Annotated in this window: 12 protein-coding genes; 7 read left to right on the forward strand and 5 right to left on the reverse strand. The window is 64.0% G+C overall.

From position 1 onward, the window contains the following. Window positions 1-52: 52 nt before the first annotated feature. Window positions 53-1,162: an anhydro-N-acetylmuramic acid kinase gene (locus GR167_RS01725; RefSeq protein ID WP_235915809.1), complete on the reverse strand. Its 1,110-nt coding sequence runs from the start codon at window positions 1,160-1,162 to the stop codon at window positions 53-55. 89 nt (window positions 1,163-1,251) lie between these two features. Here GR167_RS01725 and tyrS point away from each other — a divergent pair, with 89 nt between their 5' ends. After that, window positions 1,252-2,508: a tyrosine--tRNA ligase gene (gene tyrS, locus GR167_RS01730; protein ID WP_160971707.1), complete on the forward strand. Its 1,257-nt coding sequence runs from the start codon at window positions 1,252-1,254 to the stop codon at window positions 2,506-2,508. A gap of 1 nt (window position 2,509) precedes the next feature. Beyond that, window positions 2,510-2,893: a hypothetical protein gene (locus GR167_RS01735; RefSeq protein ID WP_160971708.1), complete on the forward strand. Its 384-nt coding sequence runs from the start codon at window positions 2,510-2,512 to the stop codon at window positions 2,891-2,893. Window positions 2,894-3,005: 112 nt separating this feature from the next. Here GR167_RS01735 and GR167_RS01740 read toward each other — a convergent pair whose 3' ends face one another. The 3 genes from GR167_RS01740 to GR167_RS01750 all read right to left on the reverse strand — a co-directional run bounded on the left by GR167_RS01740 (window position 3,006) and on the right by GR167_RS01750 (window position 6,374). Then, window positions 3,006-4,655 carry a U32 family peptidase gene (locus GR167_RS01740; protein WP_160971709.1) on the reverse strand — a complete coding sequence of 550 codons (1,650 nt, stop codon included), beginning with the start codon at window positions 4,653-4,655 and terminating at the stop codon, window positions 3,006-3,008. A 61-nt stretch (window positions 4,656-4,716) separates the two neighbouring features. Further along, a complete protein-coding gene (aroB, locus tag GR167_RS01745) occupies window positions 4,717-5,829 on the reverse strand; it encodes a 3-dehydroquinate synthase (RefSeq protein ID WP_160971710.1) in 1,113 nt (370 codons plus the stop codon). Continuing rightward, on the reverse strand, window positions 5,829-6,374 hold the full coding sequence (locus tag GR167_RS01750) for a shikimate kinase (protein WP_160971711.1): 546 nt from the start codon (window positions 6,372-6,374) through the stop codon (window positions 5,829-5,831). The genes aroB and GR167_RS01750 overlap by 1 nt, the downstream gene beginning before the upstream one ends. 119 nt (window positions 6,375-6,493) lie before the next feature. On the opposite strand from GR167_RS01750, the gene GR167_RS20090 reads away from it, so the two are divergent. From GR167_RS20090 to GR167_RS01770, 5 genes are all read left to right on the forward strand, one after another. Then, a complete protein-coding gene (locus GR167_RS20090) occupies window positions 6,494-6,643 on the forward strand; it encodes a hypothetical protein (RefSeq protein ID WP_212769792.1) in 150 nt (49 codons plus the stop codon). Continuing rightward, complete coding sequence (locus GR167_RS01755) at window positions 6,633-8,156, forward strand: hypothetical protein (protein ID WP_160971712.1); 1,524 nt, start codon at window positions 6,633-6,635, stop codon at window positions 8,154-8,156. The genes GR167_RS20090 and GR167_RS01755 overlap by 11 nt, the downstream gene beginning before the upstream one ends. Next, window positions 8,156-9,085, forward strand: coding sequence for a site-specific tyrosine recombinase XerD (locus tag GR167_RS01760; protein WP_160971713.1), 930 nt, complete (start codon window positions 8,156-8,158; stop codon window positions 9,083-9,085). The genes GR167_RS01755 and GR167_RS01760 overlap by 1 nt, the downstream gene beginning before the upstream one ends. 85 nt (window positions 9,086-9,170) lie before the next feature. Further along, entirely contained in the window at window positions 9,171-10,478 is a 1,308-nt protein-coding gene (locus GR167_RS01765) for an HlyC/CorC family transporter (protein ID WP_160971739.1), read from the forward strand. Beyond that, window positions 10,475-11,068: a nucleotidyltransferase family protein gene (locus GR167_RS01770; RefSeq protein WP_370741221.1), complete on the forward strand. Its 594-nt coding sequence runs from the start codon at window positions 10,475-10,477 to the stop codon at window positions 11,066-11,068. Before GR167_RS01765 ends, GR167_RS01770 begins: the two co-directional genes overlap by 4 nt. Here the strand turns inward: GR167_RS01770 and GR167_RS01775 are convergent. Further along, window positions 11,057-12,700: Hint domain-containing protein (locus GR167_RS01775; RefSeq protein ID WP_212769793.1), on the reverse strand; the 1,644-nt coding region annotated here is incomplete at its 5' end. The genes GR167_RS01770 and GR167_RS01775 overlap by 12 nt on opposite strands.

A 12,700-nucleotide genomic window follows, 5' to 3' on the forward strand; every position in this document is an offset into this window, starting at 1 on the left:
GCCCCCGTCGCCTGAAGGCGACTCCCCCGGGATATTTTTGAACAGAAGAAGATCAGGCGCCGCTGATCGTGCCGCCGCCGACCAGGGCACGCACGCCGGTGGTCGTGGGGCAGGATGTGGGCAGGCCGTTGGCGATCCGCACCGCGAGATAGGCGAAGGCCTGTGCCTCCAGCATGTCGCCGTTCAGCCCCACAGCCTCCACCGGGTCGACCGGGCAGTCGAGGCCCGCGCGCAGCATTTCCATCATCACCGGGTTGAGCCGCCCGCCCCCCGTCACCAACACCCGCGCGGGCAGCGCCGGGCAATGGACCATCGCCTGCATCACCGCCGCCGCCGCCATGCCGGTCATGGTGGCCGCCGCGTCGGCGTCGGAAAGTTCCCGCACCAGGTCGAGCATGTCGGAAAAGGCATCCCGGTCGAGCGATTTGGGCGGTATTTTCGGGAAATAGGGATCGTCGAGGAAGAGCTCCAGCGCGCCCGCCACCACTTCGCCCGTCGCCGCCAGCGCGCCGTCCTTGTCGAAGGGTTCACCGCGGCGCTGCTGCATCAGGTCGTTGAGCGGCGCGTTCGCGGGACCGGTATCGAAGGCCAGCAGCGCGCCGTCCTGTTCCGGCCGCTCCTTGGTCGGGTCGATCCAGGTGATGTTGCCGACGCCGCCGAGATTGAGGAAGGCCAGCGGTTCATCGGCCCCGATCCACTTGGCGCAGGCGAAATGGAAAAACGGCGCCAGCGGCGCGCCTTCGCCACCCAGTTCCACATCGGCGCTGCGGAAATCCCAGGCCACCGGCAGGCCCAGGGCCTCGGCCAGCTTGGCGCCGTCGCCGGCCTGGTGGGTGCCGCGGCCCTTCGGATCATGCGCAAGTGTTTGGCCGTGAAAGCCTATCAATTCGGCCCCGACAAAATCGCGCAGCAAGGCGATATGCGCCCCTTCGACCAACTCCGCCGCCTCGGCCACGCCATCCTCGCCCGGCCATTTGCCAAGCGCCGCACGCAGCAAGGCTTGGTCCTCGGCCCCGTAGGCGCGGTAGCCGGTTTGCCCGAAGTCGAAGATCGCCTGCCCGTCGGTTTTCAGCATCGCCGCATCGACCCCGTCGAGCGACGTGCCCGACATCGTGCCCAAGGCCCAAACCGCCTGCCCCTGCCGCATGTCCGAAATCCTCATCAAACGGGGAATCCCGCGTTGAAAAACGGTTTCCACTCTTTGCGATGCACTCTATACCGTGCCTCGCAAAGCTGTAAGGGACAAATGATATGACCTACCATCCCAAATCGGAATTCATGCAAGTCATGATGGCGCGCGGCTTCCTCGCCGATTGCACCGATTATCAGGGCCTCGACGAGGCGCTGTATCAAGGGGTGGTCCCGGCCTATATCGGCTTCGACGCCACGGCAAAATCTTTGCATGTGGGGTCGCTCATCCAGATCATGATGCTGCGCTGGCTGCAGAAGACCGGGCACAAGCCGATCACCCTTATGGGCGGCGGCACCACCAAGGTGGGCGACCCGTCCTTCCGCGCCGATGAACGCCCGCTGCTGACGGCCGAACAGATCGACGACAATATCGAGGGCATCAAGAAGGTCTTCGCCAAGTATATCGATTACGACACCGAAGCGCCGAACAAGGCGTTGATGCTGAACAACGACGAATGGCTGGACGGGCTGAACTACCTCGAATTCCTGCGCGATATCGGGCGGCATTTTTCCGTCAACCGGATGCTGTCGTTTGAATCGGTGAAATCTCGGCTCGACCGGGAACAGTCGCTGAGCTTCCTCGAGTTCAACTACATGATCCTGCAGGCCTACGATTTCCTGGAACTGAACCGCCGCTATGGCTGCCTGCTGCAGATGGGCGGATCGGACCAGTGGGGCAATATCGTCAACGGGATCGACCTGACCCGCCGGGTGATCGATCACGAAGTCTATGGGTTGACCTCGCCGCTCTTGACCACCTCGGACGGCAAGAAGATGGGCAAATCGGCCGATGGCGCGGTGTGGCTGAACGCCGACATGCGCTCGCCCTACGAATTCTGGCAGTTCTGGCGCAACACCACCGATGCCGATGTCGGCCGCTTCCTGAAGCTCTATACCGAGCTGCCGATCGAGGAATGCGACCGCCTGGGCGCGCTGCAAGGATCGGAGATCAACGACGCCAAGATCGTGTTGGCCAACGAGGTCACCACGCTGTGCCACGGCGCCGAGGCAGCGAAAGCGGCCGAGGCCACCGCGCGCGAAGTGTTCGAAAAGGGCGGCGTGGGCGACGACCTGCCGACGGTGGAGCTCAGCCTGGCCGATCTGGGTGACGGGGTGTCCATCGTGCAGCTCTTCGTCAAATCGGGTCTGGCGAAATCGGGCAAGGACGCCAAGCGTCTGATCGCCGAACATGGCGCGAAGCTGAACGACGAGGAACTGAGCGATGCCGGGCTGATGGTCGATGCGGCGGCGCTGGCCGCGCCGATCAAGCTTTCGGCCGGCAAGAAGCGGCACGCGCTGGTCAAGCTGGCGGAGTGATATGCTTCGGTACGCAGCGATAGTCATCATCGCCTCCGTGGTTGCCACGGGGGCGAACGCCTGCCCGCCGAAGCATTATTTCCAAGATCCGGCCAAATTCGAATTCGTCTGCGCATTGGAAAAAGACGTGCCTTTCAAGGTGTACAGCCGGCGCATATGGGACGATCACATCGCTTTTTTCCAAAAGCCCAAATTCACCGACAGCAATTATCGCACGACAACCGGCCTGGTGTTCGACGGGCAAGGGAAACCTTTCTCCTCTAACGCGGCAGCGGAAAAGATCGCGAAGAAAATTGCGGACTTGAAAAACTGCGAAGTAGAAACTTTCAAACTTCCCAAAGGCAAGCCAATGGAGCTGACGCTGCTTTGCCGCCATGACGATTAAGTTTCAGTGAGCTGACACCCCACGCGACGGAATCAGAAACGCCCGGTCATCTGGCCGGGCGTTTTTACGTTCATTGCAAAGATGTAGGGCGGGGTTTCACCCCACCAAGCCCCTACTCCGCCGCAGGCAATTTCAGCGCCTTGGCCTCTTCCCGGCTCAGCTGTTCGCCCTGCTTGCGCTTGAGCAATTCCGCGCGTGCCTTTTCATAGATCGGGTCCTGCCAGAACATCATGCAGCCGTTGCAGCCCCGGCCGCAGCAACCTTCGGTGCCGACGCGGTTGGTCTTGTGCCGCCGCTCCTGCGCGCCCTCGCCGATCGCATCGACCAGCGCGTCGCGTTGGCGGGCATAGGCCGCCGGTCGGTCCTTGCCGCTGACCTCGATCCCCTGCACGGTCTTGTCGAGCTTGATCCGCGCCCATTGATCCGGGGTCAGCGCCTTTTCCTTGCGCAGCACCGTGAAGGCGGGGAAATGCGCCTTGAGCCAATCGGTATCTTCGTGATCGAACAGGGCGAAGGGCACCCGGATGACGGTCTTGGTCGATCCGTGGATGACGTCTTTCCGCTCGCCCGTCGCCGCCACTTCGAAATCGTACAGGCGCAGCAGCACGGTGTCCTTCGCCACCGGAGACACGAAATCCAGAACCTCGCCCGCTTCCAGCTTGTTCTTCACCTCGACCAGGAACGCATCCTCGGTCACCTCGGTCACGACACCGGCATATTCCCATTGCGCGATTGAGGCCGTGTGTTCATAGCCATGTGCGTGATGGGTCAGCCTTCCTTCATGAAAAGCCAATGTATATCCACGGTTAGACACCGTTTCTAATTCTTCCATATAGGGCCGCGGGTCCCAATTTTCCGGGTCCTCGTAATACGCATCAATCGCCATCCGGTAGGCCCGCGCGACGATGGCGCAGTAATATTCCGACTTGCCGCGCCCTTCGACCTTCAGGCTGTCGACGCCGATCTTCAGGTAATCGTCCAGCTTGGGCAGCAGGCACAGGTCGCGCGAATTCATGATATAGGACCCGCGCCCGTCCTCCTCGATCGGCATCAATTCGCCCGGACGGCAGCCTTCTTCAAGCAAAAACTCAAACAGATCAGCGTTTTCCGGCGTGATATTCAGGTCCTCGACCGTGCCGTCCTTCAGCCGCATCCGCACGCCGTAATTCCAGCGGCAGGAATTGGCGCAGTTGCCCTGGTTGGCGCCCCGTTCGGCCATGAAGTTGGACAGCAGGCAACGGCCCGAATAGGTCATGCACATGGCGCCGTGGATGAAGGCCTCGAGCTGTACATCGGGACATTTTTCGCGGATCTCGGCCAGTTCCGGATAGGACACTTCGCGTGCCAGAACGACCAGCGACGCGCCCTGATCCTGCCAGAACTTCACGCTGAGCCAGGAACAGACATTGGCCTGGGTCGAGATATGCAGCGGGATTTCCGGCGCCCGTTCGCGCACGTATTGGAACACTCCGGGATCGGCGATGATCAACCCGTCTGGCGAAACTTTCCGAATGGTTTCAATATATTCGTCGAGCTTCGGAATGTCCTTGTTATGCGAAAACAGGTTCAGCGTCAGATAGGCGCGCTTGCCATGGTCATGGCAGAACTGCACGCCCTCGATCACCTCGTCGAGCGAGAATTCCGATTTCGTCCGCAGGCTCATGTCGGGCGTGCCAAGGTAAACGGCATCGGCACCATAAAGCACCGCCATCTTCAGCTTGCGCAGATTGCCCGCCGGCATCAGCAATTCGGAACGTTTCATCGGACCCATCCTTTCACAGACCGGGCCTTTTGCACGATTTCCGCCTTTTTGCAAAGGGGGATCAGCGCGCCGCCAGCGCCTCTTGCAACACCCCGCGCACAAGGTCGCGGTCGACATCCGAGGTGACGAAGGCCTGCCCGATGCCGCGCGCCAGGATGAAGTTCAGCTTGCCCGCGACGACCTTCTTGTCCTGTGCCATCAGATCCAGCAACCCGTCGGCATCCGGCAGGTCGCCGGGAATGTCCGACAGGTCCACCTTGGTGCCCATCTCGCGCAGGTGGGAGCGGATGCGGCTGGGGTCCTCCTGCGGGCACAGCCCCATACGGGCGCTGACCTCGAAGGCCAGGGCGCAGCCGATGGCGACCCCTTCGCCATGCAGCAACCGGTCGGAATAGCCGGTGGCGGCCTCCAGCGCGTGGCAGAAGGTGTGGCCCAGGTTCAAAAGCGCGCGGTCGCCCTGTTCGGTCTCGTCGCGTTCGACGATTTCGGCCTTCATTTCGACCGAGCGTTTCACCGCGTAGATGCGCGCATCCATATCGCCTGCGGCAGCGCGCGAAGCATTCTTCTCAAGCCACTGAAAGAATTCGAAATCTCCCAGCAGGCCGTATTTCACAACCTCGCCGTATCCGGCCAGGAAATCACGTTCTTTCAGGGTGCCCAGAACGGCCGTATCGGCCAGCACCAGCGAGGGCTGATGAAACGCGCCGACAAGGTTCTTGCCGTGCGGCGAATTGATCCCCGTCTTGCCGCCCACCGAACTGTCCACCTGCGCCAGAAGCGAGGTCGGGATCTGAACGAAGCGCACGCCCCGGCGCAGCACCGCCGCAGCAAAACCGACCAGATCGCCGATCACCCCGCCGCCAAGCGCCACGACGACGTCGGAACGTTCCACCTTCTGATCCAGCAGCCATTCGACTGTTTCGGTCAGATAGGGCCAGCTCTTGGTCGATTCCCCGGCAGGCAAAACCTTGGAAACCATTTCGATTCCAGCGGCTTGCAGCCCGTCCTTCAGGCCATCCAGATGCAGTGCCGCGACGTTTTCATCGCTGATCACCGCCACCCGCTGGCGCCGCAGCAAGGGCGCGATCAGCTCCCCCGACCGGGCCAGCAATCCGGGGCCGATATGGATGTCATAGGCGCGATCACCCAGGCCCACATGAACGGTTTCCTGCATCACTTCATCTCCACTACATCGGGCCGGGTTTCGATCGCGGCGATCACCCGGTCGCGGGTTTCCTCGATCGTGAAGCTCGGCTCCACCGCGACGCGCAGATCGGCCTTGGCATAGATCGGGGTGCGCTGCTGGTACAGCTCCGACAGGGTTCCGAAAGGATCAGGGGTGCGCAGCAGCGGCCGGGTCGATTTGTGCCGCACCCGCTGCCACAGCAGGTCAAGCCCGGCATCGAGCCAGACCGACACGCCCTTGTCGGAAATCGCGTCTCGATTCTGCTGCGCCAGGAAAGCACCGCCGCCGGTCGACAGGATACAGCGTTCGCTAGTCAGCAGCCGCTCGATCACCTGGCTTTCCTTCTGCCGGAAGAAGCTTTCGCCGTCGCGCGCGAAAATCTCGGCGATGCTCATATTGGCCGCCGTTTCGATTTCGGCATCCGAATCAAGAAACGGAACGCCAAGTTTTACCGCCAAGGCCTTGCCCACGGCGGTTTTTCCGGCCCCCATCATGCCCACAAGCACGACTGTTTTCTTCAATTTCCAACTCATGATGCGTCGAACTCGGCCAACCCTTGCCGTTTTTCAGATTTCACGACTGAATGACGTGATCTTGCGCAAAATGCCAGTTATAAGTTGAGGAAAATCACAGGCAAACGGGCAGAAACATAATGGGGCGACTTTTCAAATGGCTTTTCATCCTAGCAATCTTCGGTTTCATCGGGCTTGTCGCCTATGCCTATGTGGGGCCGTGGCTGGGCGCTGATTTTTCCGCACCGCAAACGGAACAGCGGCTGCAGGTGGTGCTTGATGCGGGCTAGCCTGGCGCTGCTCTTCTTCTGCCCGACGCTGGCGCTGGCGCAGGCGCCGCTTTCCGCCATCGACTGGCTGAACGATCCGGCCCCCGAACCTCTGATCCGGCCCGGCGCTCCGTCGCTTGAACCGCCCATCGCCGATACGGCTGTGATTCCCGAAATCGACACCTCGCCGCTGGACGATGTGCGCGCCGATGCGGTCGGGCTGTTGCCGCCGCAGATGACCGGCCTGCCCGCCACCCTGTGGCAAAGCAGCCGGTCCGAGGACCTGGCCGACCTGATCGCGGCGCAGAAGCTCAGCGCCCTGCCCGCGATGCAGACGCTGTTTTACACCCTGCTGCTGGCCGAGGCCGATCCGCCGGTGCCCGCCGCGACAGAAAACCTCTTTCTACAGGCACGGATCGACGCGCTGATCGACCTGGGCGCGGTGGAGGCGGTTCAGGCGCTGCTGGACCGGGCCGGCGCCGCTACGCCTGCGCTGTTCGCCCGCTGGTTCGACGCCACGCTGCTGACCGGCGACGAGGACAAGGCCTGCGCCCGGCTGGTGCAATCGCCGCACCTGTCGCCGTCCTATGCCGCGCGGGTGTTCTGCACCGCGCGCGGCGGCAACTGGGCCACCGCCGCGCTGACCTTCGACACCGCCCGCGCGCTTGGCATCCTGACCGATCAGGAAGAGGTGCTGCTGCTGCATTTCCTCGACCCAGAACTGGTCGAGGGCGAACCCTTGCCGCATCCGCCGGTGCGCCCGACGCCGCTGATTTTCCGGCTGCGCGAAGCGATCGGCGAACCGATGCCCACCGCGCCGTTGCCACGCGCCTTTTCGGTGTCCGACCTGCGCGGCACCGCCGGGTGGAAGGCGCAGATCGCCGCCGCCGAACGTTTGGCCCAGACCGGGGCGCTGGCGGAAAACCGGCTGCTGGGGATCTATTCGGAACGGCAGCCCGCGGCCTCGGGCGGGATATGGGACCGGGTCGATGCGGTCCAGCGGTTCGACATCGCCCTGCGCGCCCGCGATCCCGGCATGGTGGCGAAAACCCTGCCCAAGGCGGTCACCGCGATGAAAGTCGCTCGGCTGGAGGTGCCTTTCGCCAAGCTTTACGCCGACACGCTGCTGCAACTGCCGCTGAGCGGGGACGCGGCGGAAATGGCCTATCGCCTGGCGCTGCTGTCGCCGCAATACGAGGCCGCCGCGCAGCGCTATGGTGAAACCTTCGCCGGGACGCGGTTCCTGACCGAGCTGGCGCAGGGCAACCCGCAGCAAGCCAGCGCCTCGACCGATACCGAACGCGCCATCGCTGAAGGTTTCGCCGCTACCGAAATGCCCGCCATGTTCCGCGCCGATATCGCCGCCGGCCGCCTGGGCGAGGTGATCCTGCGCGCCATGCTGCGCTATGAACGCGCGGTGCGCGGGGAAATCGATCAGCTGCCCATCGCGCTGGCCACCTTCCGCGCCGTCGGGCTGGAAGACGCGGCACGGCGCGCGGCGCTGCATTTCCTGCTGCTGGAGCGCCGTTTGTGATGAGCGACCTGCATTGGATATCTTCGTTCCTGGAGGCGCAGGCCGCCGAACTGGGTGCAGCCGATAACACCCGGCTGGCCTATGCCCGCGACCTGAAGGATTTCGCAGGCTGGGCGGCGCGCCGTCCGGTGGAATTCGCGCGCGTCAGCCGCGATCAGATCGAATCCTACCTTGTCCATTGCGAAGCCCAGGGGCTGGCGCGATCCACCCGGGCGCGGCGGCTGTCGGCGATCCGGCAGTTGTTCCGCTTCGCCTTCGAGGAAGGACTGCGTCAGGACAACCCGGCGATCCAGATCAGCGGCCCCGGCCGCGACAAGAAACTGCCCAAGACGCTGAGCGAGGAGGAGGTCGACCGGCTGCTGGCCGCCGCCAAGACCACCGGGCGCAGCGCCGCCGACCGGCTGCGCAATTCCTGCCTGATGGAGGTGCTTTACGCCACCGGCATGCGGGTCAGCGAATTGGTGTCGCTGCCGGTGTCCGCGGCGCGCGGCGATCCGCGGGTTCTTCTGATCCTCGGCAAGGGCGGCAAGGAACGCATGGTGCCGCTGTCGCCGCCCGCCCGCGCGATGCTGGCCGAGTGGCTGCAAACCCGGGACGCGGCCGAGGAAGAGGCGCGCAAGAACGGGCAACCGGCGTCGCGCTACCTGTTTCCCAGCCGGGGCAAGTTAGGGCACCTGACCCGGCACCGGTTTTTCCAGATCGTCAAGGAACTGGCGGTCGCCGCCGGGGTGTCCCCCGACAAGGTGACGCCGCACACTTTGCGCCACGCCTTCGCCACCCACCTGCTGGCCAATGGCGCCGACCTGCGCGCGATCCAGACATTGCTGGGCCATGCCGACGTGGCGACGACCGAGATTTACACCCATGTTCTGGACGAACGGCTGAAGGAACTGGTGCTGGAACACCACCCGCTGGCGCGCGACGGCTGAGACCGGCGCGCGATCCGCCCGCACCCCCTTGATCCGCGACCCGTTGATGCCCATAACCCTTGCCATGCAAGGGGATACGCACGTCATGGAAACCACCATCGCCACGCTCGACAGCACCTTCTGGATCACCGCCCTGGCGATCCTGTTCCTGCTGGTTCTGTCGGGATTCTTTTCCGGGTCCGAAACCGCGCTGACCGCCGCGTCGCGCGGCAAGCTGCGCAGCCAGGCCGACAAGGGATCGCGCGGCGCCGAACGGGCGCTCAGGATCACCGAGGATAACGAGCGGCTGATCGGATCGGTGCTGCTGGGCAACAACCTGGTCAATATCCTCGCCGCCTCGCTGGCGACATCGCTGTTCACCCGCGCCTTCGGCGATAGCGGCGTGGCGCTGGCGACGCTGGTGATGACGCTCTTGGTGCTGATCTTCGCCGAGGTGCTGCCGAAAACCTATGCGATCACCAATGCCGAAACCGCCGCCGCGCGGGTGTCGTCGCCGATCCAGGTCATCGTCACCCTGTTTTCCCCGGTGGTCGGCGCGGTGCGCTGGTTCGTGCGCGCCATCCTGCGCATCTTCGGCGTGCGCACCGATCCCGACAGTCAGATCCTGGCGGTGCGCGAAGAAATCGCTGGCGCCCTGCAGCTGGGCCATTCCGAGGGCGTGGTGGAAAAGGAAGACCGCGACCGCATCCTCGGCGCGCTGGACCTGAGCGACCGCGCGGTCGAGGAAATCATGCTGCACCGCAGTCAGATCGAAATGATCGACGCCGATAGCGATCCGTTGCAAATCCTCGCCCAATGCGTCGAAAGCAACCACACCCGCCTGCCGCTTTACAAGGACGAGCCGGACAATATCGTCGGCGTGGTCCATGCCAAGGACCTGCTGCGCGCCATGCATAAATTGATGCTTGGCCCCGATGCGTCGCCCGAAGCCTTGCAGAATTTCAACGTCAGCGACGTCGCCATGCCGCCCTATTTCGTCCCCGACACCACCACGCTGGACGATCAGATGCGGCAATTCCTGCGCCGCAGCACCCATTTCGCGCTGGTGGTGGACGAATACGGATCGCTGGAAGGGCTGATCACGCTGGAAGACATCCTGGAAGAAATCGTCGGCGAGATCACCGACGAATTCGATCCCGATGCCGCGCTGGCGATCCAGAAAACCAAGGACGGGCAATTCCTGGTCGACGGGTCGATGACGATCCGCGACATCAACCGCGCCAAGGATTGGAACCTGCCCGATGACGAGGCCAACACCATCGCCGGGCTGGTCATCCACGAAGCGCAGATGATCCCGACCGCGGGCCAGGTGTTTTCCTTCCACGGCTTCCGTTTCGAAGTGGTCGCGCGCAAGCAGAACCAGATCACCAAGCTGAAGATCCGGCCGCTGTGACCATCGCCATCCTGATCCTCGCCGCCGGCAGTTCCTCCCGCATGGGGCCGGGGCGCGACAAGCTGCTGGAACCGGTGGGCGGGATGCCCTTGCTGTCGCTGGTGATCGAACGCGCGCAATCCACCGGCTGCCCGGTTTTTACCTGCCTGCCCTCGCCAGCCCATCCAAGGGCGGCGCTGATCGGGGACCGGGCGACGCCCATCTGGGTGCCCGATGCGGATGACGGCATGGGCGTGTCGATCCGAACCGGCATCACCGCCCTGCCCGATGACATCGACGCCGCGATGATCCTGCCCGCCGACATGCCGGAGCTGACGGCGGAGGACCTAAAGACTGTGCTGGATCAATACCAGCCGGGCGCGATCGCGCGCGGCACCGGGGCGGCGGGCAAGCCGGGTCATCCGGTGATCTTTCCGCGCTCGTGCTTCGGCATGCTGGCAAGGCTGGATGGCGATCAGGGCGCGCGCGGCTTCCTGGCGGCCCATCCCGAAAAGCTGCAGCTCATCCCCCTGCCCGCGCGACATGCGCTGACCGATCTCGACACGCCCGAGGCCTGGGCGGCCTGGCGGGCTCAGCAATCAGGCGAATAGCACCCGGGTTTCGCGTGCCGTCAGGGTCTGGCGCGCGGCGGGATAGGCGGTGTCGGCACTCTCGGAAATCAGCTGCGGGAACAGGCTGACGATCTCGTTGCGCTGGTCCTCGTCCATCCCCAGCAGGCTCAGATCGCCGGGCTGGAAGCTTTCGCTCCAGGCTCCGTCGCCCTGCACCAGCTGATGCTTTTCGAACATGAAATGCACATAGGTGACGGCCTCATTGCCCAGCTGTTCCACCCCGTCCAGGCAGGTCAGGTGGATGGCGGCGACGAACACCTCATCGCTGCCGAACCACAGCGCGGTCTTGGGGCCGGAAATCAGCATCCGATGCTGCGGCGACACGATCAGATCGCGGCAGGGCATCCCGGGGCCGAGCGCCCCCTTGCGGATGCGCACCGGGCGCAGGCCGGGCTTGGCGGCCAGTTCCTCGGCGCTCAACTCGCGGGTCCCGGCCCAGCGGACCGGCTGCAACCCGTCATCGCGCGTCAGCACCAGATCGCCGGGGCGAATGTCGCGGGCAGGCTTTTCCCCGCCCAGGGTCTTGATCATGCTGTTTTCGGTAAAGCACGGAACATGCACGACATTTTCGATGTCGCTGAAATACAGAACCGACCCGTCTTGCCATTCCACGCTGCCGGTTTCGGGATCGTTCGGATCATAGGTGATGTTGGCCGGGCCGTTGACGTAAAGCGTGTCGCCCTTGGTTTCGCCATCCGCGCCGCCGTCGATCTTGAACCGTTCGCCGTTGCGCAGGCTGTCATCGACGAAGAAGCTGTCATCGCCGTCGCCGCCCATCGCGGTATCGCCGCTGGAAATCTGGAAACTGTCGTTGCCCGCCTCGCCGAACATCGTGTCGCCGCCCAGACCGCCGATCAGCAGGTCGTCGCCCGCGCCGGCCTCGATCCAGTCGTCGCCGAATTCGGCATCGATCGTGTCATTGCCCAGCCCGGCGCGGATCGTGTCGTTGCCATATCCGGCGCGGATACTGTCATCGTCCGCCCCCGCCCCCGGATCGATGGCATCGCCGCCATCGACGCGGTCGCCATCGGGATCGCCGGTGAAGCTGTCATCGATCAGCTCGCTGCCCGATCCGCCCTCTACGATCCCGTCGCGGCTGTCCGCCGGGATTCCCATCGCCGCCAGCTGCGCCACGTCTGACACATCGGCCGGGGCCACCCCGACCAGGGTCAGCGCTTCCCCATGCGGGAAGCTCAGAACCGCGTTGCCCGATCCGTCGTCCGACACCACCACGTCGTTCACATCGACCGGGTTGCCCTCGTCGTCGGTCAGGCCGGACACGTCCAGCAGGTCCTTGCCGCTATAGCTCCCGTCGGTGTTCAGCACCGGCGCGTCGAAACCCTCGACACGGTCGGTCCCGGAAAAATCGGCCAGCACCAGCGTGTTGGTGCCGCTGCCCAGCACCAGGTGCTCGACGCCCTGGAAATTGGCGGTGGACGTGCCGTCGGACACGGTGCCCGCGCCCCGGTTGGTCGGGCTCAGATCGACGGTCAGATCGTCGGTGACCGCGGACATGTCGAGGATGTCGCCATTGACCTCCTCCTGGTCTTCCATCTCGATCGTGTCGTTGCCGAAATCGTTTTCCAGCGTGATCGTGTCGTCGCCATAGCC

This window comes from Thalassovita mangrovi (genome assembly GCF_009857745.1).
GTDB classification, from domain to species: Bacteria; Pseudomonadota; Alphaproteobacteria; order Rhodobacterales; family Rhodobacteraceae; genus Thalassobius; species Thalassobius mangrovi.